Below are 24,343 nucleotides of genomic sequence, written 5' to 3' on the forward strand. Positions count from 1 at the left end.
CTTAAAGTTCCAGCTCAGCACTGAAGTACATCACATGGCGCTGGTCATAATGGTTATCGCTGAAGGTGGTCGGCTGATTGTCCAGGCGTTGCTGGAGCACCCCGGCCAGCTCCAGGCTGGCCTTGCCCAAGGCGATACGTTTGGCGATGCGCGCATCGACCCGTTCGAAGCGGTAGCCGTTGAGGGCGTCGTCGCCATAATAGAAAAGCGCACTGTTCCAGCCCTGACCCCAATCGCGCAGCCATCCGGCCGAACCACTGTTGCTTGCAGTCTGCCTGGCATCCAGCGGATTGCTGGCGTCGGCATCGACGTAGGCAAAGGTCAGTCGCAGCCGATCGAAGCTGCCGACACGCCAGTCGAGCTGGGTTTCGGCTCCCGAAAAACGCTCCTTGTTGGCGTTGCTGGCGATGTACTGATTGTTGCGCAGCGGTTCACTGATCATGCCGGTGATTTCGTCGTGGAACAGCTTCACGTCGAGTGCCAGCCCCGCTTCGGGGAAGTAGCCGTTGTAGCCCAGCTCCCGGGAGCGCATGTGCTCTTGATCGAGGTCACCGGGGCCACGGGTCTTGACGAAGTAACGGGCGCTGGACTGGCCAAAGGCACCAGGCCTGAGGTTGGTGACCTGATAACTCCAGTTGACGTTGTTCTCGAACATGTCCGGCGAACGGATGGCCTCGGAGTACACCGCACGCAAGCCATGGCGCGGGTTGATCAGGTAGTTGACCGCCACGCGGGGTGTCAGTGAGCTGCCGATCAATCGGGCATCTTCGAACATGGCACCGCCTTGCAGCAGCCAGTGTTCGCTGGCACTCCACTCGATCTGGCCAAACACCCGCCAGGTTCTGTCATCGAGTGTGCCATTGAAATAAGTCTCGGAATCCGCCCGGTCGTAACGATAGTTCATCCCGCTGAGCAGCCGCAGGTTATCGGCAAGGCTCAGGGTATCCTGGAGTTCAAGGTCGTAGCGCGTTTCCCGGGTGCTCTGGTCGATGTCACCGCAAACGGTCTGGTTCGCACCGTTGCGCCATTGATCAAGTACCTGGTTGGCCAGCGCCTGCTCGGCGGGTGTGCCAGCCGGGGCACCACGGTCGGTGAAGCGTGTGATATTGCGGGCCAGGCGTTCGGTGTAGTTCGGGTTCAGTTGCCAGAGCTCGGTCAGTTGCGGGCTGAACGAAATTTCTGCGTCGCAGGCGCGCCAGGTTTGCTGGCGATCCCAGTGTTGGGCCGAGCCCTGAATATAAAGGCTGTGATCGGGATTGATATCCAGGTTCCAGCGCAATGACCCGGCGTAGTCCTTGGCGGTGACGTCGGAGTCGTTGCCGGCGCGGGTAATTCCCGGAAACACCGGCCGGTAGGTATAGGGCCGCTGGTTGGTGCCGTCCTTGGCATTCACTTGCCAATCGAGGCTTTGCCGTTCGTCGAGGCTCTGGCTGACGGCGAGGTTGAAGCGCTCGAGGCGACGACTGTCATGGTAATCAGCGCCGGTTCGGTCGGTGTCGAAGCCGTCGTCTTGCTGACCGGACAGGGACAGGCGCATGTCACCATCCTCCCAGCCCAGGCCCTGGCTGGCATAAAAGTCGTTGATGCCGCGCTGGCCCCGGGAGACCTTCATGCGCGTACCGAGGCTGTCGGCCGGCCGCCGGGTAATGATGTTGACCACCGCCATCAGGGCATTGGCGCCGTAGCTGACGGTATTGGGCCCGCGAAAGACTTCGATGCGCTCGATGTCTTCCATGGCCACCGGAATGTCGCTCCAGTCGACGGTGGCCAGGCCGGCGCGATACACCGAGCGCCCGTCGATCAGCACTTGCATGCGTCGCGCTTGCGTCGCATTGGTGCCGTGGTAGTTCACCGCGGCCTGGTTGCCGCTGATGTTGCCGACCATCATCCCCGGCACCAGGCGCAGCAGTTCGCTGATGTCACGGGCACCGGTGGCGTGGATCAGGGCGCTGTCGATCACCGTCATGCTGCCCGGCACGGCAGCGGGCGACTGCTTCAGGCGCGTGGCCGTGAGCACTTGCGGCAGCGGTTCGCTGTCCAGAAACAGGTCGTCGGCCAGCACCGGCGAGCTGAAAATCAGCGCCAGTACCAGAGGCGAACGCGGTGAAGGAGCACCCGGAGACACAACACATCCCTGTCAGTGATTGATGGCGCGCATGTTAACCGAGCCGAATGACTTTTCCATTCACGATGTCTGCATTTTCCTCGGTTTTATTGGTCTTCTTCCTACGGGTGCAGGTATTTGATGTCGGGGCTGGCCGCCGATGGGCTGCCCCGTATAATGCCGACATCGCCACTGGTATGGATTAACGGATTGCATATGACTGAACAGCGCCCGATTGCGGTCCTGGGAGGCGGAAGTTTTGGAACCGCCGTGGCTAATCTGCTGGCCGAGAACGGGCATCAGGTCCTTCAGTGGATGCGTGACCCCGAACAGGCCGAGGCCATTCGGGTCAATCGCGAAAACCCGCGTTACCTCAAAGGCATCAAGATTCTGCCCGGTGTTACCCCGGTCACCGACTTGCAAGCCACCCTGGATGCCTGCGACCTGTGTTTCGTCGCATTGCCCTCCAGCGCGCTGCGCTCGGTGCTGGTGCCGCACGCTGAACGCTTGACCGGCAAAATGCTGGTGAGCCTGACCAAAGGCATCGAAGCCCACACATTCAAGTTGATGAGCGAGATCCTCGAAGAGATCGCCCCGCAGGCACGCATCGGTGTCCTGTCCGGCCCCAACCTGGCCCGCGAAATTGCCGAACATGCGCTGACGGCCACGGTGGTCGCCAGTGAAGACGAAGAACTGTGCCAGCAGGTTCAGGCCGCGCTGCACGGCCGCACCTTTCGTGTTTATGCCAGCGCCGACCGTTTCGGCGTGGAACTGGGCGGGGCGTTGAAAAACGTCTACGCAATCATCGCCGGCATGGCGGTGGCGCTGGGCATGGGGGAAAACACCAAGAGCATGCTGATCACCCGGGCACTGGCGGAAATGACCCGCTTCGCGGTGAATCAGGGTGCCAACCCGATGACCTTCCTCGGCCTGGCCGGCGTGGGCGACTTGATCGTGACCTGTTCTTCGCCAAAGAGTCGCAACTATCAGGTCGGCTTTGCCCTCGGTCAGGGCCTGAGCCTGGACGAGGCCGTCACGCGCCTGGGTGAAGTCGCCGAAGGGGTCAACACGCTTAAAGTACTCAAGGCAAAGTCCCAGGAGGTTGGCGTGTACATGCCGCTGGTCGCCGGGCTGCACGCAATCCTGTTCGAAGGCCGCACGCTGGAGCAGGTCATCGGTCTGTTAATGCGTGGCGAGCCGAAAACCGACGTCGACTTTATTTCCACCAGTGGTTTCAATTAATCACGCTTGCCAGAAAAGCAGGGAGTTGCGCATGAACGATCCAAAAGTAGAAGCCAAGTATGAATCCATCCTGCTGCGCGTGTTGTGGATGATCGTCTTCGTGCTGGTGTGGCAAGTCGCGCAGTTCATCCTCGGCGCCGTCGTGCTGGTGCAGTTGATCTATCGTTTGTTCTATGGCGCCCCAAGCGCCAGCCTGATGAACTTCGGCGACAGCCTGAGCCAGTTTCTGGCGCAGATCGGTCGTTTCGGCAGCTTTCACAGCGACCAGAAGCCTTGGCCGTTCGCCGACTGGCCGACGCCGCGTACACCGGAAGGTGAGGCGCCGCATGTCGTGGCACCGGCACCGCATCCGGCTCGAGATGAGGAACCCAAGCTATGAAACTCTGGGTATTGCGTCATGGTGAAGCTGTACCGCATGGCTCCCGCCCCCACGATTCGGAGCGGGAACTGACGGATAACGGTCGTAAGGAAGTGCTGCGCAGCGCCGCGCTACTGATCGGGAAACCGCTGACGGCGATTTACGCAAGTCCCTACCTGCGAGCGCAGCAGACGGCGCAACTGGTGCGCGAAACACTGGGGTTCGAGCCGGAAATCCGCACTGTCGAGTGGCTGACACCGGACACAGAGCCGGACAAAGTCGCCGAGCAAATGGTGGCGGTGAGCGATGTCCTGTTGGTCAGTCACAACCCGCTGGTGGGCAACTTGCTGAGCTACCTGCAACACGGCGCCGGATATCCATCGGAAAAGGTCAGCACCGCCGGCTTGGCCGAGCTGGAGAGCAATGAGTTGCTGGTCGGGTCGATGAGGCTCAACAGCATCAAGCATCCTTAGCTCCGCTTTTCTGTGGGAGCGTGGCTTGCCCGCGAAGGCATCGACTCGGTTATGCCTGATAAACCGCGGAGCCTGCATCGCGGGCAAGCCACGCTCCCACAGGACGTCATAACCCGAAAAGTTTTGTATGAAATAGTCAACCAAGCACTTGCTTGGTTGACTACGCTTGCTCCAGAACAAAAACACAGGAGCGAGTCATGTCTGCTGCTTTTCGTTTGCCGCTGGACGTTTTCTACGAGCGTGAGGCCCGTCATCCCCGCCAGCGCTTCCTGGTCCAGCCTGTCGGCGGCGGCCAGGTCGATACCCTGACCTGGGCCGATGTCGGTCATCAGGCACGCTGTGCCGCCCACTGGCTGCGAGCGCGGGAACTGCCACAGGGCAGCCATATCGCCCTGATCTCGAAGAATTGTGCGCACTGGATCATTGCCGACCTGGCGATCTGGATGGCCGGGCACGTTTCGGTGCCGTTGTACCCCAACCTCACCGCCGAGTCGGTTGCCCAGGTGCTCGAACACTCGGAGGCGGCGCTGGCGTTCATCGGCAAGCTCGACGACTGGCCAGGCATGTCCCGAGGCGTCAGCCCCGACCTGCCGACCATCAGCCTGCCCCTGCATCCGCCAGGTACGTTCGATTTCAGTTGGGCCGACCTGCAAGGCAGCTCGCCGATCCAGGACGATCCAAAACCTGGCGCCGATCAACTGGCGACCATCATTTACACCTCCGGCACCACGGGCATGCCCAAAGGCGTGATGCACAGCTTCGGCACTCTGGGGTTCGCCACCACACGCGGCACTGCGTTGTTTGGCCTCAACGAGTCGGACCGGTTGTTGTCCTACCTGCCGTTGTGCCACGTTGCCGAACGGATGTTCGTCGAACTTGCGTCGATTTATACTGGCCAAACGGTATTTTTCGCCGAGAGCCTCGATACCTTCCTCACCGACCTGCAGCGTGCGCGCCCGACCGCACTGTTTGGCGTGCCGCGTATCTGGACCAAATTCCAGATGGGCGTGTACAGCAAGATCCCGGCAAAACGTCTCGACTTCCTGCTTGGCCTGCCGATCATCGGCAAACGGGTCGGGCATAAAGTCCTCGTCGGGTTGGGTCTGGATGCGTTGCGCATTGCGTTGTCCGGCGCGGCTCCGGTGCCGCAGACCTTGTTGCAGTGGTACCGCAAACTGGGACTGGACGTGCTGGAGGTCTACGGCATGACCGAGAGTTGCGGTTACTCCCACATCGGCATGCCGGGCCAGAACAAACCGGGCTGGATCGGCAAGCCGTGCCCGGAAGTTGAAGTGCGGATCGCCGAGACGGGGGAGGTCATGGTGCGCAGTGGCGCGACCATGCTCGGCTATTTCAAGGAACCGGAAAAAACCGCCGACACCATTACCGAGGATGGCTTCCTGCGCACCGGCGACAAGGGCGAGCAAGACGCTGAAGGCAATCTGCGCCTGACCGGGCGCCTGAAGGAAATCTTCAAGACCAGCAAAGGCAAATACGTGGCGCCGGCACCGATTGAAAACCGCCTGGCCGTGCATTCGCGTATCGAACAGGTGTGCGTGGTGGGTGATGGCTTGAGTGCACCGTTGGGGTTGTGCGTGTTGTCGGCGGTCGGCCAACAGGATGCCGGCGGGGCCGCACGCGCCGGTTTGCATTCGAGCCTGGAAAAACTGCTGGAAGAGGTCAACGGCGCGCTCGACAAGCATGAACAGCTGCGGCGCCTGGTGGTGGTCAAGGACAGTTGGGCCGTGGAAAACGGTTTTCTCACCCCGACACTGAAGATCAAGCGCAATGTGATCGAGGCGGCGTACGGTGAGCGTTTTGAAGAATGGAGCGAGCGCAGTGAAGCGGTGCTGTGGCAGGATTGATCCACTAACAAAACCAACAAGGAACCCCTGCGATGAGCCTGTGGCGCACCACCCCGAACATCGAGCAGTTGAACGCGATCCAGAAAAATACCATCGGCGAAGTGCTGGACATCCGTTTCGAAGCTTTTGACGATGAGTCCCTGACCGCCAGCATGGTCGTCGATCACCGCACCCATCAGCCTTACGGCTTGCTGCATGGCGGCGCGTCGGTGGTGCTGGCCGAATCGGTCGGCTCGATGGCCAGCTACCTGTGCATCGATGCCAGCAAGTTCTATTGCGTGGGCCTGGAAATCAACGCCAACCATTTGCGCGGCCTGCGCAGCGGGCGGGTGACGGCGGTGGCCAAACCGATCCACATCGGCCGCACGACCCATGTCTGGGACATTCGGCTGACCAGCGATGAGGGCAAGGCCAGCTGTGTGTCGCGGTTGACCATGGCGGTGGTGCCGCTGGGTGAGAATCCGCCGTTACGTTGACGGTTTGAAATCAAAAGATCGCAACCTGCGGCAGCTCCTGCCACCATTCCTGGTAGTTATGGTCATTGCTGTAGGACACGGTCTTACGGACAATCAACGTCTGTTTTCGCTCATGGATTTGCAGGTATGTCGCAACAGATCTTTTTCGCCCACGCCAATGGTTTTCCTTCGGGAACCTACGGCAAGTTGTTTGTGGCGCTGGCACCGGAGTTTCAGGTGACGCATCTGGAGCAGCACGCCCACGACCCGCGTTACCCGGCGGACGACAACTGGTACAACCTGGTGGATGAGCTGATCCATCACCTGCAACAACAGGCCGAGCCCGTGTGGGGCGTCGGTCACTCCTTCGGCGGGGTGTTGCACCTGCATGCGGCCTTGCGCTGCCCTGAGCTGTATCGCGGGGTGGTGATGCTCGACTCGCCAGTGCTGACCCGAGCCGATCAATGGGTCATACGTGCGGCCAAACGCTTCGGTTTCATCGACCGTCTGACGCCGGCCGGCCGTACCCTGGGTCGCCGTGAAGAGTTCACCGACCTGGAAAGCGCCCGGAAATACTTTGCCGGTAAAACCCTGTTTCGCGGTTTCGACCCCGAATGCTTCGATGCCTACCTGCAACATGGCTTGCACCAGGTCGGCGACAAGCTGCGACTGCGGTTCGACCCGGCCACGGAAATCAGCATCTATCGCGGCGTGCCGCACACCAGCCCGGGCAGCACCCGCAAGTTGCAAGTGCCACTGGCGGTGGTTCGCGGGCACAACAGCCGCGTGGTGATGCGCCATCACGCCAGTTCGGTCGACCGCCTGCCGTTGGGTGAGTCATTGACCATGCCCGGCGGCCACATGTTTCCGCTCGAGCGTCCCCTTGATACCGCGCAAATGCTCAAAGGCCTGTTCCATCGCTGGGACGGCCGTCGACAACAGGATTGCGCATGAGCCACGCCGTCGAAGAAGTTCGCCTGAGCCTGCCGCACATCGAGCTGGCGGCACACCTGTTCGGTCCTGAAGACGGTTTGCCGGTCATTGCCCTGCACGGCTGGCTGGACAACGCCAACAGCTTTGCCCGTCTGGCCCCCAAACTCAAAGGCCTGCGCATCATTGCGCTGGACATGGCCGGTCACGGTCATTCCGGGCATCGCCCGCCGGGAGCCGGTTACGCCATGTGGGACTATGCCCACGATGTGCTGCAAGTCGCCGAACAGCTTGGACTGAAGAAGTTTGCGCTGATGGGGCATTCGATGGGCGCCATCGCTTCGCTGATCATCGCCGGGTCGATGCCCGAGCGGGTCACCCACCTGGCGTTGATCGACGGCATCATTCCTCCTACAGACAAAGGTGAAAACGCTGCCGAGCGCATGGGCATGGCCCTGCAGGCGCAACTGGATCTGCGGGAGAAACGCAAACCGGTCTACGACACCCTCGACCGCGCCATCGAAGCTCGCATGAAGGGCCTGGTGGCGGTCAGCCGCGAGGCCGCGGAACTGCTGGCGCAGCGTGGCCTGATGCCGGTATCGGGTGGTTATACCTGGCGCACCGACAATCGCCTCACGCTGCCATCGCCACTGCGCCTGACCACGGAGCAGGCCATGGCCTTCGTCCAGCGGGTCAAATGTCCCGCAACACTGGTGGTCGCTGCCGACGGCATGCTCGCCAAACACCCCGAGTTGCTGGAGCGTCTACCCTTTAGCCGGGAACAACTGCCAGGCGGCCACCATTTGCACCTGAATGACGAGTCCGGTGCCGACCTTGTCGCAGACTGTTTCAATCGGTTTTTCGCCATTCCTTGACTTGCGCCGGGCAACTGTCGAGGCTTGGCGGGTTGAAAAGGGAGACAACCATGATAGATCTCTACACCGCTGCGACCCCGAATGGCCACAAGGTCTCTATCGTGCTCGAGGAACTCGGCCTGCCCTACAGGGTGCATGCCTTGAGTTTCGACAAGAAGGAGCAGAAGTCTGCGGACTTCCTCAAGATCAACCCCAATGGCCGGATTCCGGCGATTGTCGACCGCACCAATGGCGATTTCGCCGTATTCGAGTCCGGCGCCATCCTGATTTACCTCGCAGAAATGACCGGCAAACTGATGCCGAGCGATCCGAAGGGACGTTCGCTGGTGTTGCAGTGGCTGATGTTCCAGATGGGTGGCATCGGCCCGATGCAGGGCCAGGCGAATGTGTTCTTCCGCTACTTTCCGGAAAAACTCCAGGGCGCCATCGACCGCTATCAACATGAAACCCGTCGCCTCTACGAAGTGCTCGACACGCGTTTGCAACGCGTGGAGTTCCTCGCCGGCGAATACAGCATTGCCGACATCGCCACCTTTCCCTGGGTGCGCGGTTACGAGTGGTCGGGCGTCTCGGTGGAGGGCTTGACGGCGTTGCAACGCTGGATGACCACCCTGGAGGCCCGGCCGGCGGTGCAGCGTGGTCTGCAGGTACCGCAACGCGCCGATGAAGCCAGTGTCATCAAGGGCGCCCAGGCCATGCTGATCCGATGAGTCTATCCATGCGTTCATTCAGTTTGCTGGTGCTGTGCAGTTTCAGCCCCTTGTTGTTCGCCGCCGATCTTCCGGGCAGTCAGGACCTGCCGATAGTGCCGCGTATGGCCGACGCCCAGATTGTCGACTATCGCCCGGCCGCCGAACTGGAGCGGATCTACCCCTTGGGCTCGATCCGCAAGATCAGTGGCCAGTTACGTTTCGACGGTCAGGTCAGTTCTCGCGGCAATGTCACTTCGGTGACCTACGAGTTGCCTCCGGAGCATTCATCCATCGAGGCGTTCACCGCTGCCCGCGAGGCTTTGCAAAAACAGGACGCCGGGTTGCTCTTTTGGTGCCAGGCGCGCGATTGCGGCGAAAGCAGCCTCTGGGCCAATGAAGTCTTCGGCAACGCCAAACTGTACGGCGCCGACGATCAACAAGCCTATTTGCTGCTGCGACTTGCCGCGCCACGGGATAACACGCTTGTCGCGCTGTACAGCATCACCCGCGGTAATCGCAAAGCCTACCTGCATGTCGAGCAGTTCGACGCTACGGCCCCGCTGGGTGAGTTGTTGCCGACCTCCGCGACTTTGCTGCGTGAACTCAAGAGCACCGGTGAGCTCGATTTTTCCACGTTGAGCGGCGCACCTGACGAGACCTGGCTACGCCTGATTTCCCGCGGACTGAATCTGGACACCACCTTGCGGGTCAGCATTTCCGGAGCGAACGCCGAAGCCTGGCGTCAGGCCCTGATTACCCAGGGCGTGCGTGCCGCGCGGATGGAAGCCGGCAGTGCCGAAGGCTCTGGCCTGCACATCGAGCTATTGCGGTAGGCTGTACCGGGCGAGCGTGCACGCAGCGTTCGTCTACTCTTTTGCTGACTGATATTTTCGGGATTTTCGATGATCAATAACGATCGCCTGTTGGTGCAGATCCTGCTCGTCGTGCTGTTCGGCGCGAGCTTCTGGGTGATGGCACCGTTCTGGTCGGCGATGTTCTGGGCCGCAGTCCTGGCATTTGCCAGTTGGCCATTGATGCGCTTGCTGACACGTTGGCTTAATGGCCGCGAATCTCTGGCGGCGGCATTGCTGACACTGGGCTGGATGTTGCTGGTCGCGGCACCGCTGGTGTGGCTGGGTTTCAACCTCGCCGATCATGTGCGTGATGCCACCGCATTCATCAAGGATGCGCAGGTCGAGGGGTTGCCCGAAGCACCGGTCTGGCTGGGTTCGATTCCCTTGGTGGGCGAGCGGTTGGTCGGGATCTGGAACAGCATCGATGAGCAGGGCGCGGCGATGATGGTGGCGCTCAAGCCTTATCTGGGGCAGGTGGGTAACTGGTTGCTGGCGCGCAGCGCGCAGATCGGCGGCGGTATTCTCGAACTGACCCTGAGCATGGTCTTCGTGTTCTTTTTCTATCGTGACGGGCCGCGTCTGGCGGCGTTTGTGCACACATTGCTGGAACGGCTGATCGGTCAACCGGCCGGCTACTACATTGAACTGGTAGCGGGCACGGTACAGCGGGTGGTGAACGGTGTGATCGGTACAGCAGCGGCCCAGGCGATCCTGGCGCTGATCGGGTTCCTGATTGCTGGCGTACCGGGTGCGCTGGTACTCGGCATTGTCACCTTCATGCTCAGCCTGATCCCGATGGGACCGCCGCTGGTGTGGATTCCGGCGACCGCGTGGCTGGCCTGGAAAGGCGAGTACGGGATGGCCATATTCCTCGGCATCTGGGGCACATTCGTCATCAGCGGTGTCGACAACGTGCTCAAGCCGTACCTGATCAGCCGTGGCGGTAACCTGCCGCTGGTCATTGTGCTGCTTGGGGTGTTTGGCGGGTTGATTGCCTTTGGCTTTATCGGCCTGTTCATCGGCCCGACATTGCTGGCGGTGGCCTATAGCCTGTTGATCGACTGGAGCAAGACTCAGGCACGGGTTGAGGATCGCCTGCCCTGAAGGTCCAGGATCCGTAGCCCACTGAGCCGCTGAGGGGCAGTGGGCTTTTTGTTGCGGTACAGGGCCTCATCGCGAGCAGGCTCGCTCCCACAAAGGGTAGGTGTGGCTTACAAATACGTGGTAAACGGATAACTGCAGTCACGGGGGTTCTTCCAGTGTCAACTGCCCGCCCTATGGCCTCGGGGGCTAGTCTTGCCTGAGCCATTTCGACGATTTACCGATCATCGGGTCCCGCAGCGGCGCTGGTTCCGCTACAATGCGCGCCGATTTCGACTTGCCTGAGAGCCCACTCATGTCCGCCTGCCAGACTCCTATCATCGTCGCCCTGGATTTCCCTACCCGTGACGCCGCACTGAAGCTGGCCGATCAGTTGGACCCGAAGCTGTGCCGGGTCAAAGTCGGTAAGGAACTCTTCACCAGCTGCGCTTCGGAAATCGTCGGCACCCTGCGCGACAAGGGTTTCGAAGTGTTCCTGGACCTCAAGTTCCACGACATCCCGAACACCACCGCGATGGCCGTCAAGGCCGCTGCGGAAATGGGCGTGTGGATGGTCAACGTGCATTGCTCCGGCGGCCTGCGCATGATGGCCGCGTGCCGTGAAGTGCTGGACCAGCGCAGTGGTCCCAAACCACTGCTGATCGGCGTGACCGTGTTGACCAGCATGGAGCGTGAAGATCTGGCAGGTATCGGTCTGGACATCGAGCCGCAAGAGCAGGTTCTGCGTCTGGCCGCCCTGGCGGAAAAAGCCGGGATGGACGGTCTGGTGTGCTCGGCCCTGGAAGCCCAGGCGCTGAAATCGGCACATCCGTCGCTGCAACTGGTGACCCCGGGGATTCGTCCGGCGGGCAGTGCTCAGGACGATCAGCGTCGCATCCTGACGCCACGTCAGGCACTGGATGCCGGTTCCGACTATCTGGTGATCGGCCGTCCGATCAGCCAGGCGGCTGATCCGGCGAAGGCGTTGGCTTCGGTCGTGGCTGAACTGGCCTAACCCGACACCGAAAATCAAAATGTGGGAGCGGGCTTGCTCGCGAATGCGGTGGATCAGTCAATAAATATGTCGGCTGACACACCGTATTCGCGAGCAAGCCCGCTCCCACAGTGGTTTTTGGCTTAGTTCAAATATCGGGTCAAACCTTCAGCACCAGCTTCCCGAAATTCTCGCCGTTGAACAATTTCATCAGCGTCTCCGGGAACGTCTCCAGTCCTTCGACGATATCTTCCTTGCTCTTGAGTTGCCCCTTGGCCATCCAGCCGGCCATTTCCTGGGCGGCGCTGGCGTATTGGGCGGCGTAGTCCATCACCACAAAACCTTCCATGCGTGCGCGGTTGACCAGCAGCGACAGGTAATTGGCCGGCCCCTTGACCGCTTCCTTGTTGTTGTACTGGCTGATGGCTCCGCAGATCACCACCCGCGCCTTCATGTTCAGGCGGCTCAGCACCGCGTCGAGAATGTCGCCCCCCACATTATCGAAATACACGTCGACACCTTTCGGGCACTCGCGCTTGAGGCCGGCGAGGACGTCTTCGCTCTTGTAGTCGATAGCACCGTCGAAACCCAGTTCATCGATCAGGAACTTGCACTTGTCCGCGCCGCCGGCGATGCCAACCACCCGGCAGCCTTTGATCTTGGCGATCTGCCCGGCAATGCTGCCCACGGCGCCCGCCGCTCCCGACAGCACCACGGTGTCACCGGCCTTCGGCGCGCCAACGTCGAGCAGGGCGAAGTAGGCCGTCATCCCGGTCATGCCCAGTGCTGACAGGTAACGTGGCAGCGGTGCCAGTTTCGGATCGACCTTGTAGAAACCTCGCGGCTCGCCGAGGAAAAAATCCTGCACCCCGAGGGCGCCGTTAACGTAGTCCCCGACCACGAAGCCCGGATTGTTCGACGCGATGACTTTGCCCACGCCCAAGGCACGCATGACTTCGCCGAGCCCGACCGGCGGGATGTAGGACTTGCCCTCGTTCATCCAGCCGCGCATGGCCGGATCCAGGGACAGGTATTGGTTTTCGACCAGGATCTGGCCCTCCGCTGGCTCACCGACCGGTACTTGCTGGTAGGTGAATGTCTCGCGGGTCGCCGCGCCAACCGGACGTTTGGCGAGCAGGAATTGGCGATTGGTCTGGGAGGTCATGACAGGCACTCAAGATGAATGAAGCTTTGTTGATAGCCGGTCAGCGTCGATGCCGCAAGTTCGGCTGATGCGGCGAATGCAGGTTGATCCAGTGCAGTGATAGTTGGTACGGCAGTTCCATCACTGCAACTCATGGGCGCCCAACCGGAGTCCTGATAGTGCTGCCGCGTTCAGCACCTCCATGGCTAGACTGGCCCTGCGCGATACCCCGCTTAATTCTCTTCGAGGACATAACAATGAGCATGACGTTTTCCGGCCAGGTGGTTGTGGTGACAGGCGGGGCGGCCGGTATTGGCCGCGCGACCGCCCAGGCATTTGCCGCCGAGGGCCTTAAGGTCGTAGTGGCCGATATGGACACGGCGGGCGGCGAGGGCACGGTGGCGCTGATTCGTACGACCGGTGGCGAGGCGACCTTCGTGCGCTGCAACGTTACCCTGGAAAGCGATGTTAAAAATCTGATGGAGGAGGTGATCAATACTTACGGTCGCCTCGACTATGCCTTCAACAATGCCGGCATCGAAATCGAGAAAGGCAAGCTGGCCGACGGTTCGCTCGACGAGTTCGACGCAATCATGGGCGTCAACGTCAAAGGCGTCTGGCTGTGCATGAAATACCAGTTGCCGTTGCTGTTGGCGCAAGGGGGGGGCGCGATCGTCAATACGGCATCAGTGGCGGGCCTCGGGGCAGCGCCGAAAATGAGCATCTACGCCGCCTCCAAGCATGCGGTGATCGGCCTGACCAAGTCGGCGGCCATTGAGTACGCCAAGAAAAAGATCCGGGTCAACGCCGTGTGCCCGGCGGTGATCGACACCGACATGTTCCGTCGCGCTTATGAAGCCGACCCGAAAAAAGCCGAGTTCGCCAATGCCATGCATCCGGTCGGTCGCATCGGCAAGGTCGAAGAAATCGCCAGCGCGGTGCTGTATCTGTGCAGCGATGGCGCGGCGTTCACCACAGGCCACTCATTGGCCGTGGATGGTGGCGTTACCGCGTTCTGAAGCAATGCATCGCTACCAAGGAAAAGTTGCAACCTGTGGGAGCGAGCCTGCTCGCGAAGAGGGCGTATCAGTCGACATTTATATCGGCTGACACACCGCTTTCGCGAGCAGGCTCGCTCCCACATTTGGTTCCGGGGTGGGCAATGTGTTTCAAATAATTAGATCGAATGGTTTTGGCGGCGTTGTCGCACATGCCTTCGAACTCTCCTGTGATTAACTGCTTCCCGCAAAATCAACAGGAGTTTGCTTGCTCATGGAGTTGAGAATCGACCGACAGGCGCTGGTGCCCGTCGTACAGCAAATTGTTGACGCGCTGACCTGCTGGCTCCATTCCAGCGGGGTATCGCCCGGTACGCGCCTGCCTTCGGTGCGACAGATCGCGCGGATCAATTTGCTCAGTCAGTCAAGCGTCACTCAGGCCTGTGAACGCCTGGTGACGCAGGGGATGCTGGTAGCAGGTCATGGGGCCGGCTATACAGTTGCCGACCCGGCATTGGTCGCGAACGCAAGGCACGAGCCCGCGTGGTTTGAGGGGGGCGAACCTGAGTATGGGCCGTGGTCGGGTGATTTGAGGCTGGGCTGTGGCGGGCTGCCTGAAAGCTGGCGCGAGACCGACGATCTGATTTACGCAATCCGGCAAGTCAGTCGTACCGATACGGCCAGTCTGTTCAACTACAGCACCCCGCTGGGTTTGCCAGCCTTGCGGCAACAGATACTCAAGCGCCTCAGGCAACTGGACATCCAGGTGCAGGACAACCGGATCATGACCACGGCGGGTGCCAGTCAGGGGCTCGACCTGATTGTACGGACACTGTTCAAGGCCGGTGATTGTGTGGTCGTGGAGAGCCCCGGTTATCCGCTGCTGTTCGATCTGCTCAGGCTGCAAGGCATCCACATGGTCGAGGTGCCGCGAACACCGCGCGGGCCGGACGTGGACGTACTCGAATCGGTGCTGGCCAAGCACCGGCCTCAAGGGCTGCTCATCAATAGCTTCTTTCACAACCCGACCGGCAGCAGCCTTTCGCTCGGGGTGGCGCGTCGTGTGCTGCAACTGGCCAGGGCCTTTGGCGTGCAGGTGATCGAGGACGACGTCTATGCGGATTTGCGCAGCGGTTGCGGTACGCGACTGGCTGCGCTGGACGACAGCGTGGTCTACGTTGGCAGCTATTCCAAGACCCTCAGCAGTTCCTTGCGGGTCGGTTTCGTGGTGGCCGATTGCACAGTCATTACGCGTCTGGCCGAGGTCAAGATGATCTCTGGCATGGGCGCCTCGCGATTTTGCGAGGCGGTGATGGCGTGCCTGTTGGCTAACGGTGCCTACGGCAAACTGGTGCAACGTCAGCGCCAACGCTTGAACAACGACCGGCTGGCGGTGTTGCAAATGCTCGAGGATGCCGAATGGGAAGTCTTCGGCAAGCCGGCGGGAGGCCTGTTTATCTGGGCGCGATCACGAATGTCCGACTACGATCAGGTGCTGGCCCAGGCACGGCGTCTGGGTATGGTGTTGTCATCGAAGACCGCCTTCAACGCCTCGGGTGGGGCCAGTGACTGGCAGCGTATCAATGTGGCTTATGCCTGCGACCCGCGTGCCCGTGCGTTCTTTCAGGCCACTGCTCGGGATCGACCTCAAGCGTTCTGAAAGCGACGTTGGCGTAGCTTTTTGCCATTATTCCGGCGCCAGAGCCTTGTGTTGCTACTGGCCCGTTGCGAATCTGCGTCTACAGACTTTGGCAGGGGACTAAGTGCAATGAATTCGGCCGTGCAAGGACGTTTTGCCAACCTCGGTATGGCGAAAAAACTGGGTGTCGGGTTTGTCCTGGTGTTGTTGTTGACTGCACTGGTGGCGGGCATTGGCGTGTGGTCCCTGCAAACCATTAGCCAGCGCTTCGACGGACTCAAGCAAATGTCATCGCTCAACAGCGGTTTGCTCAAGGTTCGGTTGCTGGAGCAGGAATACGCCTTGCACGGCAATCCGAAAACCGTCGATGCCCTGCACGAGGGCGTCGATGGCTTGATCGCACTGGCCGGCCAGCTCAAGGCCACGTCGGCGGCTAATGTGCCAGTGATGAATGATGTCGAACAGTCACTGGGCGCCTATCGCAAGGCCTTCGACGAGTTTGTCTCGCTCACCCAGGCCAAGGACCTGGCGCTGGAAATGGCCAGTTGGTCGGTGTCCAGCGTGGCCAATAATCTTGATGTATTGCAATCCGGGCTTGCCGATGACGGCGCTTATACGCTGAAAGAATCCGAAGGCAGGGACGGCGCGCAATTCATCGAGCAGGCCGGTCAGGTCAGCCAGGTTTCACGCTTGATGCTGCAAGCCATGAATGAAGCGCGCGTGCGCCTGGATCAAAGCCGCAAAGGCGACGACAGCGCCGCGCAGGGCAAGATCGAACAGGCCAGCCAGGCATTGGCCCAGGCCGAGCAACTCAAGACCGCGGTCAAGGACGAGGGTTACCAAACCGTCCTCAATGAGGTGACGGGTCATATCGCCGGTTTCAGTGACAAGCTCGCCGAGTACACCGGCCTGCTGGAACAGGAAAAAACCGTTTATCAACAGTTGCACCAACGCGCAGCCCAAGTGGTTGAGCGGGTGGATCAGGCTTATGTCGCTGAAGATCAGGCAATGCAGGCCGAACTGAAAAAGAACTCGATGCTGATCCTTGGCTCTTCCGCTCTGGCGTTGCTGGTCGGGCTGGTTGCTGCGTGGTTCATCACCCGGTTGATCGTGGCCCCGCTGCGCAGAGTGATTCATGTGGCGCAGCAGATTGCCTCAGGGGATTTGAGTGCGACCATCGACGTGACCCGGCGTGACGAAATTGGCCAGTTGATGCAGGCCATGCAACAAATGGGCGCGGGGCTCAGCCATATCGTCAGCGGCTTGCAGTCGGGTATCGAACAATTGGCCACTTCCGCCCAATCGCTGTCTGCAGTGACGGAACAGACCAATCTCGAAGTCAGCACGCAGAAAGAGGAAACCGAACAGGTCGCCACCGCGATGAATCAGATGACGGCCACGGTGCATGATGTCGCGCGCAACGCAGAGGAAGCAGCCCTGGCGGCGCAAACGGCTGACGGCAAGGTTGAAACTGGTCAGCAGGTGGTGCGCCAGAGCATGGCGCGGATCGAGCAATTGGCGGACTCGGCCAACTCGGCCAGCTCGAGCATTGAAAGCCTGAGTGCGGAAATCCAGAACATCGGTACAGTCTTGAGTGTGATCAAAAGCGTGGCGGAGCAGACCAACCTGCTGGCATTGAACGCAGCAATCGAGGCGGCCCGGGCGGGGGAGCAGGGCAGGGGCTTTGCGGTGGTGGCCGATGAAGTGCGTGCACTGGCCAGGCGAACCCAGCAATCGACCGAGGAAATCGAGCGCCTGGTCAGCGCTTTGCGCTCGGCGGCGCAGTCGTCGGTGCAGCAGATCCAGAGCAGCGGCGAGTTGGTGAAGCTGGCGGTCAGCGATGCCTTGCAGACCGAGAGCGCACTGGGAAGTATTGCGGCGGCGGTATCGTTGATCCAGCAGATGAACCAGCAGATCGCCGCGGCGGCCGAGGAGCAGAGCTCGGTGGCCGAAGAGATCAACCGCAGTGTCACTAGTATTCGCGCCAGTGCCGATCAATCATCGCTGGCGATGCAGGGCAATGCCGCCTCCAGTATCGAGTTGGCGCAACTGGGGGTTGAGCTGAAGGGGATGGTGGGGCATTTCAGGCTTTGAAATGATCATCGGCCAGGCAAAAAAAGGGATCATCACGCAATACCGGGAAACTGTAGGAGCAGCCGGTCGACGCTCGATTGCTGGCGATGGGCTCAAGTGCGCCACGTTTATCCAGTTTGCGCGTCATCGTTAAAGTCCATCGCGAGCAAGCTCGCTCCTACAGAAGAGCAAAAAAAGCCACCTTGCGGTGGCTTTTCTGTTTTCGCTGATCAGTCGTAAATCACTTTCTTTTTCCAGTCCGCATCAGCTTCGACGTCTTTGAGGCCTTCGGTCAATTGGTTGACCTCGCCTTCGACCGGTGCAATGCGATCCATGACCTGGTCATTGGCGCGGGCCAGGAGTTTTTCCAGGTATTCCAGTTGCTCGGCGTAGACCTGTGGTTCCTGTTGCTTGCGCAGGTATTGCACGCCGCGCTCGAATGCCAGGCGAGCCTGCCCGGGCTGGTTCTGTTGCAGAGAGTGCTGGCCGAGGTTGTTGAAGAACTCGATGTGCAGCAGCACCAGGATGTGGCGCACTTCACGAATCCAGAGCTTGGCTTCGATGGGGGGCAGGAAGCCGTCCTGTGTCGCGCGGGTAATCTGGCCGTGCAGGGCTTCAAGCAGGAAACGTACATCCTTGGCCTTGGCTTCGGTCTGGATCGGTGCCGGCGGATTGTTGACCGGGATCGATTCACCCTGGCCGACAAGGGCCTCCAGTTCGGCGATCCGTGCCTTGAGGTTGGCACTGGATTTTTCCAGGTTGAGCAGGCGCTGGCAGACGTTCAGTTCCAGGCGGGTTACCAACAGCTTGAGTGCCGGGGTCATCAACTGGCCGGGGAAAGTCTCGGTGATTTCGCCGCAGCGACGCAGGCGATCATTGAGTTCAATCTTGGTACGGGCCTTTTCCAGCTTGTTGTTTTCCACCACATGGTTCATGTAGCCAATGGCGATCAACAGGGCGATCCCGACTACAACTAGCAGGGTGATCATGAGTGGCGTCACCGGTAAGACCTCTTTTTAGGGTACGCATGCGAGTCTGGTGGCTTGGCATTTGAGCGCCTGGGCCCGCATGAAGGGTTGGATCGGACATGCCTGCGCTTATATCGGCCGCAGCCTTGCTTCTATGAATGGTGGCACGCGATATACAGATTGCCATCACTGGCGGACTATAACGTCTTGGCGGGTGCCAGAATATAGGCGTCAAACACCGGGCAGCGGAAAAACCGCAATGGCGTCCAAAAGCAGGTCGAAGTCATTGATTTAAATAAATTTATATCAGGGGGTTGACGACCTCTCAATCCATCCATAGAATGCGCGCCACTTGCAGCGTAAAGCACACAGCGAAACGAAGCAGGGAGTGAATGTTGTAGTGTGTCCCCTTCGTCTAGTGGCCTAGGACACCGCCCTTTCACGGCGGTAACAGGGGTTCGAGTCCCCTAGGGGACGCCAATGCGGGAATAGCTCAGTTGGTAGAGCACGACCTTGCCAAGGTCGGGGTCGCGAGTTCGAGTCTCGTTTCCCGCTCCAATTTTAAACAGCGTTGCTTTCGGGCAGGGCTGAGTGAAACCAGAACCAAGTCTTCGGATGCGGATCTGAGCACCGAAACACACACCATGTGTTCCGGGTAGCGTGTCCCCTTCGTCTAGTGGCCTAGGACACCGCCCTTTCACGGCGGTAACAGGGGTTCGAGTCCCCTAGGGGACGCCATTTGCGGGAATAGCTCAGTTGGTAGAGCACGACCTTGCCAAGGTCGGGGTCGCGAGTTCGAGTCTCGTTTCCCGCTCCATATTTAACGAAAACGCCGCTCATTGAGCGGCGTTTTTGTTTGCGCGTAAAAAACCGGATCAACTACTGAGGCTTTGTACCAGGCTTTCGAGCGCTTCAGTGGTTTTCTCATCCTGCACCTGTTGCGCAGCTGCGGCCGCTTTGAGTTGGCGTGCCAGGCGGTATTCGCTGGGCGTGCAGTTTGCGAACTGCTTGAAGGCACGGGCGAAGTAGGAAGGATCCTTGAAACCGGCCTCATAGCCGATGCTGGTAATCGGCATCTGGCTGTTGTCGAGCAGATCTTTGGCGAAGTTCATGCGCTTGTCCAGGATGTAATCCGTGAACCCAAGCCCATTGGCTTCCTTGAACAGGCGGCTGAAGCGAAATGTTGTCATGCCGCAACGCTGCGCCAACTCCCTCTGATCGATGCTGTCTCGAAAGTGCTGTTCGATGTACAGCATGACATTGCTCAGCGCCTGGTGTTTTTGGTGTCCTGAGGTCCGCCGGATGCTGTCCGGCAGGGTCGGAGAGTGGTCGATTTGCGATGACTTGCCCTGGCCGTTGGCATTTCGGCGCAGCTCGCAGAGCTGCAGCACCGCCGCCAGGTAACGCTTCTTCTCGGTGGTCGAGAGCGGGAGCACCATGTATTCCCAGACGCTGGAGCGCATGGCCCATACAGCCAGTTCCTCCGAGTGCTGCACGGTGAACATGGTGATCGGGATGCTGGGGGTGGTGCGTTTGATCTCCAGCAGTAGCTTCAAACCTGGAGTGTCGGGGCGATCGAAATGGACGCAGATCATGTCTGCCTGTTCCCTGACGGGCAGCACGGAGTTTTTTGCCAGTTTGCAGTCGCAGGCGTCCTCGAACTGCGTGACGAGTTCTTTCGTGGACCGATCATGAGTCAGATCGAACCACAGGAGCGATGGCCTTTTGGTCAAAATGGACGTCATGTCTCTACTCTTGAGGTTCTAGTGACTCTCTTTGCCAGTATTACCAATGTGCCATCAATTTGCAGATTAAATCCTGATAGAAAAGACGATTTTTAGTTCTATTCGCTCTATGGGTTATCTGGAAGGCAGCTCCGGGCGATTATTTGCTTGGGTGTCGCCGAAAAAGCCGGGTCGAGCCGCCTGTCGCTTGTGAATCAATGGCAATTGCCTTTGCGTTTCAATGCCTTGTTTACCCCCTCTGTTACTTCTGTAAAGGCCAAAGCTGCGTATTTGGCCACCCCGCAAAAAAGTCCTAGCGATGCGCAAAATCCTCCTAACGCCTATGCCTTGCCCCTGACTAGTGTTGCATCAGGCAGCGCAGAAAGTACTGCCTCAGAAAAAACAACATTCGAGTGAGGTGGGCAAAATGATCATGCAAACAATCAAGGCTTCGGTAGTGAAGTTCATCAAAGACGAAGATGGTCTGACCATTGTGGAGTATGCGGTGGCGGGCGGGCTAATAACCCTGGCGGTTGTCACTGCTTTTACCACTTTGGGCGGCGCCATTACCACCAAGCTCGGTAAGCTAGCTGCTTGCATGGGCTCCGGTACTGGGACCTGCACGTAAGTCTATTCCCAGTGAGAGGTGCAGCAGAAAAAACAATATTCGAGTGAGGTGGGCAAAATGATCATGCAAACAATCAAGGCTTCGGTAGTGAAGTTCGTCAAAGACGAAGATGGCCTGACCATTGTGGAATACGCGGTGGCGGGCGGGCTAATAACCCTGGCGGTTGTCACTGCCTTTACCACCTTGGGCGGCGCCATTACCACCCGGCTCGGTAAGCTAGCTGCTTGTATGGGCGCCGGTACGGGGACGTGCACGTAAGTCTATTCCCAGTGGGAGATGCAGCAGAAAAAACAACATTCGAGTGAGGTGGGCAGAATGATCATGCAAACAATCAAGGCTTCGCTAGTGAAGTTCGTCAAAGACGAAGATGGTCTGACCATTGTGGAATACGCGGTGGCGGGAGGGCTAATAACCTTGGCGGTTGTCACTGCTTTTACCACCTTGGGCGGCGCCATTACCACCCAGCTCGGTAAGCTAGCTGCTTGTATGGGCGCCGGTGCAGGGACCTGCTCGTAAGTCTATTCCCAGTGGGAGATGCAGCGATGCCTATTGAGCAGATGTTTACATCAATAGTTCTGTTAGGGCTGCTAGGTATTGCGGTGGTGAGCGACCTTCGTCGCCACCGCATCCCCAACCTGCTGGTTCTTTTAGGACTTGTTTTGGGTTTGACCATTCAGACTTACGCCAGTGGAGTTGAGGGGCTTGGTAATGCTGCGCTGGCCATGCTGATCGGCTTTGCAGTGTTTCTACCCATGTACGCCATGGGGGGTATGGCCGCCGGGGACGTCAAGTTGATGGCCATGGTCGGATGTTTTTTTACACCGTATGACGCATTGTGGACGGCGCTTTTCAGTCTGGCGGCCGGTGGTTTGTGCGGTATTTTGATCATCCTTTTTCGTGGCCAGCTGCTGCAAACCTTATCGCGCTACTGGTTGATATTAGGGGCGCGAACCTACTTGGCTCCGGCGGTAGATGAAGTGGCCGGAAAGCCTTTCCCATACTCCGTTGCAATTTTGCTCGGAACCTTGGCCAGTGGCTATTGGCTGCAGATCGGCCCGTAGCCCAGGAGGCTAGTCATGCACGTCATCGTCGAAAGTGATGCCTACCCCAGCGATCGGGGAGCGGTGCAACGCCTGGCTCCTCAGCCCTGCACTATCCGCGAAACTGGCCTGACGGACAGTTTTCTCGGCGAGTTGGTGTGCAAGCATTTGCACGACGCCGGTGTGTTGGACATGTCACGGCTGGTGGAGCGCCTGGCGCTGACCGGTGCGGTACTTGAAGAAGTCCTGGCGTTTCTGCGCAAGGATGGCCGTGTCGAGGTGCTGGGCCAGGTGAGTCAAACGGGCGGGCAGATGCTGCGTTACGGCCTGACCGAGCGTGGTCGCAGTGCCGCCCGTGATGCACTGTCGCGCAGTGGCTATATCGGTGCGGCCCCCTTCCCGGTGAGTACCTACCGCTCCCTGATCAAGCTACAAACCATTCACCATGGTCGCATCAACGCCAACGATATGCGCAATGCCCTGGCTGGCGTAGTGCTCACGGAGGGGATGCTCGATCAGTTGGGCGTGGCAATGAACTCCGGGCGCGCAATCATGATTTATGGCCCCGCGGGTACCGGCAAGACTTATGTCAGCAGCCGGCTGATCCGTCTGTTCGCCGAGGCCATCTGGGTCCCCCATGCTATCGTCATCAACGAGGCGGTGATCGAGATCTACGACCCGCAGGTGCATCAGCGGCTCGATGACAACGCTCAGCAGAATAATTTGATGCTCAACGAAGGGATTGACCGTCGACTGTTGTGCTGCAAACGCCCGATCGTCATCACGGGCGGTGAGTTGAGCATGGAACAGTTGGACGTTCGCTATGACCCCTTCACCCGTCAGTACCAGGCCGCCTTGCAGCTCAAGGCCAGCAATGGCCTGTTCATCATCGACGACATGGGGCGCCAGCGCATGGCACCCGCCGAGCTGTTCAATCGCTGGATCGTCCCGATGGAGGAGAAACGCGATTTCCTCAACCTGGGTGGTGGTCGGCATTGCGAGCTGCCATTCGATCTGATTCTGGTGTTTTCCACCAACCTCAATCCCCTGGAGCTGGCCGATGAGGCCTTCCTTCGCCGGATTGGCTACAAGCTGCAATTCGGTTACCTGAAGCCCGAGCAGTACGAAAAGATCTGGCGTCAGGAAAGCGAGCGTCTGGGCATTTCCTATGACCCGCTGCTGGTGCGTTATGTACTGCAAAGGCTGTATGCAAGTGAAGGCATGCCCCTGGTGCCTTGCCATCCCCGCGATCTCCTGAACATGGCACTCGATCGCCAGCGTTATATAGGCGGTTCCGGACCACTGTCACCGAAAGAGTTGGAATGGGCCTGGCACAACTACTTCGTCCAGCTCGACTTTCTTTGATACGGAGATACTGACATGAGCTCTCGTACGCTTACCCTGATAGGCGTTTCCCTGGTCATGGGCCTTGGGGCTGCATGGATGGCCGACTCCTGGCTGAGCGCGCGGCTCAATGCCAGCCCGGATGACCACCTTCGAAACGTGGTGGTCGCCACGGTGGAGATTCCATTCGGGCAGATGGTCGAGGCCCAGCAGGTCACGACCGTACGCATGCCCATGGATACGATCCCGGACGATGCCTTTGATGCCAGCGAAAAAGCCGTGGGCAAGATCGCAACCTTCGACATTCTGCGGGGCGACATCGTGCGCGGTGCACGTCTGAGCGAGCACCTGGGTGGCAGCACCCTGGCCTCTTTGATTGCGCCTGACAAACGCGCCATATCGGTACGGGTGGACGACGTGGTGGGCGTGGGCGGATTCCTGTTGCCGGGTAACCGGGTCGATGTACTGGCGACCAAAACCACCAATGCCGGCAGTAACAGCGCCATGTCCAGGACCATTCTCGAGAACTTGCGGGTGTTGGCCGTGGATCAGACCGCGGGTACCGACAAGACGCAACCGGTAGTGGTGCGCGCAGTGACGCTGGAGATGTCGGCCGCTGAAGCGGAAGCTCTGGTCACGGCGCAGACGGAGGGCAAGTTGCAACTGGCGCTGCGTAACCCGCTGAACCTCGAGAAGAAAGCAGTGGCCGTTGCACCTGCTACGCCTGTTGCCCCTGTTGCCCCGGCCATGGCTGTGGCCACCGCCGAGGCGCCAAAACGCTTGGTACGCAGCAGTGGCGAGGGCGGGGGTATCACCGTTATCCGCGGGATCGAAGCCAAAGTAGTCAACATTCGCTAACAGGG

Annotated in this window: 26 protein-coding genes, 4 tRNA genes and 1 pseudogene; 26 read left to right on the plus strand and 5 right to left on the minus strand. The window is 59.6% G+C overall.

The annotated features are described in order from the left end of the window. Position 1: 1 nt before the first annotated feature. On the minus strand, positions 2 to 2,125 hold the full coding sequence (locus Q8X48_RS02515; RefSeq protein ID WP_407799329.1) for a TonB-dependent receptor plug domain-containing protein: 2,124 nt from the start codon (positions 2,123 to 2,125) through the stop codon (positions 2 to 4). 195 nt (positions 2,126 to 2,320) lie between these two features. Between Q8X48_RS02515 and Q8X48_RS02520 the strand changes: the two genes are divergently transcribed. The 11 genes from Q8X48_RS02520 to pyrF all read left to right on the plus strand — a co-directional run bounded on the left by Q8X48_RS02520 (position 2,321) and on the right by pyrF (position 11,943). After that, the gene (locus Q8X48_RS02520; protein WP_407799330.1) at positions 2,321 to 3,346 is read left to right on the plus strand and encodes an NAD(P)H-dependent glycerol-3-phosphate dehydrogenase; all 1,026 of its coding nucleotides are present in this window, start codon (positions 2,321 to 2,323) and stop codon (positions 3,344 to 3,346) included. 31 nt (positions 3,347 to 3,377) lie between these two features. Beyond that, on the plus strand, positions 3,378 to 3,725 hold the full coding sequence (locus tag Q8X48_RS02525) for a DUF4389 domain-containing protein (RefSeq protein WP_007974561.1): 348 nt from the start codon (positions 3,378 to 3,380) through the stop codon (positions 3,723 to 3,725). Continuing rightward, complete coding sequence (gene sixA, locus Q8X48_RS02530; protein ID WP_217836121.1) at positions 3,722 to 4,177, plus strand: phosphohistidine phosphatase SixA; 456 nt, start codon at positions 3,722 to 3,724, stop codon at positions 4,175 to 4,177. The genes Q8X48_RS02525 and sixA overlap by 4 nt, the downstream gene beginning before the upstream one ends. Positions 4,178 to 4,374: 197 nt before the next feature. Further along, on the plus strand, positions 4,375 to 6,042 hold the full coding sequence (locus tag Q8X48_RS02535) for an AMP-binding protein (protein WP_407799331.1): 1,668 nt from the start codon (positions 4,375 to 4,377) through the stop codon (positions 6,040 to 6,042). 32 nt (positions 6,043 to 6,074) lie between these two features. After that, a complete protein-coding gene (locus tag Q8X48_RS02540; RefSeq protein ID WP_095963710.1) occupies positions 6,075 to 6,518 on the plus strand; it encodes a hotdog fold thioesterase in 444 nt (147 codons plus the stop codon). Between the two features lie 126 nt (positions 6,519 to 6,644). After that, positions 6,645 to 7,451 carry an alpha/beta fold hydrolase gene (locus tag Q8X48_RS02545; protein ID WP_407799332.1) on the plus strand — a complete coding sequence of 269 codons (807 nt, stop codon included), beginning with the start codon at positions 6,645 to 6,647 and terminating at the stop codon, positions 7,449 to 7,451. Then, a complete protein-coding gene (locus Q8X48_RS02550; RefSeq protein WP_217836118.1) occupies positions 7,448 to 8,302 on the plus strand; it encodes an alpha/beta hydrolase in 855 nt (284 codons plus the stop codon). Before Q8X48_RS02545 ends, Q8X48_RS02550 begins: the two co-directional genes overlap by 4 nt. 50 nt (positions 8,303 to 8,352) lie before the next feature. Then, positions 8,353 to 9,012 carry a glutathione S-transferase family protein gene (locus Q8X48_RS02555; RefSeq protein WP_407799333.1) on the plus strand — a complete coding sequence of 220 codons (660 nt, stop codon included), beginning with the start codon at positions 8,353 to 8,355 and terminating at the stop codon, positions 9,010 to 9,012. Positions 9,013 to 9,020: 8 nt separating this feature from the next. Beyond that, on the plus strand, positions 9,021 to 9,827 hold the full coding sequence (locus Q8X48_RS02560) for a DUF4892 domain-containing protein (RefSeq protein WP_407799334.1): 807 nt from the start codon (positions 9,021 to 9,023) through the stop codon (positions 9,825 to 9,827). A gap of 69 nt (positions 9,828 to 9,896) precedes the next feature. Continuing rightward, positions 9,897 to 10,952: an AI-2E family transporter gene (locus tag Q8X48_RS02565; RefSeq protein ID WP_126047040.1), complete on the plus strand. Its 1,056-nt coding sequence runs from the start codon at positions 9,897 to 9,899 to the stop codon at positions 10,950 to 10,952. A 292-nt stretch (positions 10,953 to 11,244) separates the two neighbouring features. Continuing rightward, positions 11,245 to 11,943: an orotidine-5'-phosphate decarboxylase gene (gene pyrF / locus Q8X48_RS02570; RefSeq protein WP_007974578.1), complete on the plus strand. Its 699-nt coding sequence runs from the start codon at positions 11,245 to 11,247 to the stop codon at positions 11,941 to 11,943. A gap of 139 nt (positions 11,944 to 12,082) precedes the next feature. Here pyrF and Q8X48_RS02575 read toward each other — a convergent pair whose 3' ends face one another. Next, positions 12,083 to 13,087: an NADP-dependent oxidoreductase gene (locus Q8X48_RS02575; RefSeq protein WP_407799335.1), complete on the minus strand. Its 1,005-nt coding sequence runs from the start codon at positions 13,085 to 13,087 to the stop codon at positions 12,083 to 12,085. Between the two features lie 236 nt (positions 13,088 to 13,323). On the opposite strand from Q8X48_RS02575, the gene Q8X48_RS02580 reads away from it, so the two are divergent. From Q8X48_RS02580 to Q8X48_RS02595, 4 genes and pseudogenes are all read left to right on the plus strand, one after another. Further along, positions 13,324 to 14,085, plus strand: a complete 762-nt coding sequence (locus Q8X48_RS02580) for an SDR family oxidoreductase (protein ID WP_407799337.1) — start codon at positions 13,324 to 13,326, stop codon at positions 14,083 to 14,085. Positions 14,086 to 14,338: 253 nt separating this feature from the next. Next, a complete protein-coding gene (locus Q8X48_RS02585) occupies positions 14,339 to 15,724 on the plus strand; it encodes an aminotransferase-like domain-containing protein (RefSeq protein WP_407799338.1) in 1,386 nt (461 codons plus the stop codon). 147 nt (positions 15,725 to 15,871) lie between these two features. Then, positions 15,872 to 16,936 (plus strand): annotated as a pseudogene (locus Q8X48_RS02590) (HAMP domain-containing protein); the annotation flags it as partial. Further along, positions 16,934 to 17,797 carry a methyl-accepting chemotaxis protein gene (locus Q8X48_RS02595; protein ID WP_407799593.1) on the plus strand — a complete coding sequence of 288 codons (864 nt, stop codon included), beginning with the start codon at positions 16,934 to 16,936 and terminating at the stop codon, positions 17,795 to 17,797. The pseudogene Q8X48_RS02590 and the gene Q8X48_RS02595, both read left to right, overlap by 3 nt. On the opposite strand, the gene Q8X48_RS02600 is transcribed toward Q8X48_RS02595, so the two are convergent. Continuing rightward, positions 17,787 to 17,924, minus strand: coding sequence for a hypothetical protein (locus tag Q8X48_RS02600; protein ID WP_407799339.1), 138 nt, complete (start codon positions 17,922 to 17,924; stop codon positions 17,787 to 17,789). The two genes, Q8X48_RS02595 and Q8X48_RS02600, sit on opposite strands and share 11 nt — an antisense overlap. An 82-nt stretch (positions 17,925 to 18,006) precedes the next feature. Next, the gene (locus tag Q8X48_RS02605; protein ID WP_407799340.1) at positions 18,007 to 18,765 is read right to left on the minus strand and encodes a hypothetical protein; all 759 of its coding nucleotides are present in this window, start codon (positions 18,763 to 18,765) and stop codon (positions 18,007 to 18,009) included. 383 nt (positions 18,766 to 19,148) lie between these two features. On the opposite strand from Q8X48_RS02605, the gene Q8X48_RS02610 reads away from it, so the two are divergent. From Q8X48_RS02610 to Q8X48_RS02625, 4 genes are all read left to right on the plus strand, one after another. Continuing rightward, positions 19,149 to 19,224: transfer RNA gene (locus Q8X48_RS02610), tRNA-Glu, on the plus strand. A gap of 2 nt (positions 19,225 to 19,226) precedes the next feature. Then, positions 19,227 to 19,302: transfer RNA gene (locus Q8X48_RS02615), tRNA-Gly, on the plus strand. 104 nt (positions 19,303 to 19,406) lie between these two features. Next, positions 19,407 to 19,482, plus strand: a tRNA-Glu gene (locus Q8X48_RS02620). 3 nt (positions 19,483 to 19,485) lie between these two features. Beyond that, positions 19,486 to 19,561, plus strand: a tRNA-Gly gene (locus Q8X48_RS02625). Positions 19,562 to 19,619: 58 nt separating this feature from the next. On the opposite strand, the gene Q8X48_RS02630 is transcribed toward Q8X48_RS02625, so the two are convergent. After that, complete coding sequence (locus Q8X48_RS02630; protein WP_407799341.1) at positions 19,620 to 20,489, minus strand: AraC family transcriptional regulator; 870 nt, start codon at positions 20,487 to 20,489, stop codon at positions 19,620 to 19,622. 147 nt (positions 20,490 to 20,636) lie between these two features. Here Q8X48_RS02630 and Q8X48_RS02635 point away from each other — a divergent pair, with 147 nt between their 5' ends. From Q8X48_RS02635 to cpaB, 7 genes are read left to right on the plus strand one after another with little or no spacing between them, the layout of a single operon-like run. Next, complete coding sequence (locus Q8X48_RS02635; RefSeq protein WP_407799342.1) at positions 20,637 to 20,885, plus strand: hypothetical protein; 249 nt, start codon at positions 20,637 to 20,639, stop codon at positions 20,883 to 20,885. Between the two features lie 10 nt (positions 20,886 to 20,895). Next, positions 20,896 to 21,096, plus strand: coding sequence for a Flp family type IVb pilin (locus Q8X48_RS02640; protein WP_407799343.1), 201 nt, complete (start codon positions 20,896 to 20,898; stop codon positions 21,094 to 21,096). A gap of 57 nt (positions 21,097 to 21,153) precedes the next feature. Next, positions 21,154 to 21,354, plus strand: a complete 201-nt coding sequence (locus tag Q8X48_RS02645; protein ID WP_407799344.1) for a Flp family type IVb pilin — start codon at positions 21,154 to 21,156, stop codon at positions 21,352 to 21,354. A 57-nt stretch (positions 21,355 to 21,411) separates the two neighbouring features. After that, a complete protein-coding gene (locus Q8X48_RS02650) occupies positions 21,412 to 21,612 on the plus strand; it encodes a Flp family type IVb pilin (RefSeq protein WP_407799345.1) in 201 nt (66 codons plus the stop codon). A gap of 26 nt (positions 21,613 to 21,638) precedes the next feature. Further along, a complete protein-coding gene (locus tag Q8X48_RS02655; protein ID WP_407799346.1) occupies positions 21,639 to 22,157 on the plus strand; it encodes an A24 family peptidase in 519 nt (172 codons plus the stop codon). A gap of 15 nt (positions 22,158 to 22,172) precedes the next feature. Beyond that, positions 22,173 to 23,501 (plus strand): AAA family ATPase, encoded by a 1,329-nt coding sequence (locus tag Q8X48_RS02660; protein WP_407799347.1) that lies wholly within the window; start codon positions 22,173 to 22,175, stop codon positions 23,499 to 23,501. Between the two features lie 15 nt (positions 23,502 to 23,516). After that, positions 23,517 to 24,338 carry a Flp pilus assembly protein CpaB gene (cpaB, locus tag Q8X48_RS02665; protein WP_407799348.1) on the plus strand — a complete coding sequence of 274 codons (822 nt, stop codon included), beginning with the start codon at positions 23,517 to 23,519 and terminating at the stop codon, positions 24,336 to 24,338. Positions 24,339 to 24,343: the final 5 nt, after the last annotated feature.

This window comes from Pseudomonas sp. QLc11A, assembly GCF_052112305.1.
In the GTDB taxonomy this organism is placed as follows: domain Bacteria; phylum Pseudomonadota; class Gammaproteobacteria; order Pseudomonadales; family Pseudomonadaceae; genus Aquipseudomonas; species Aquipseudomonas laurylsulfatiphila.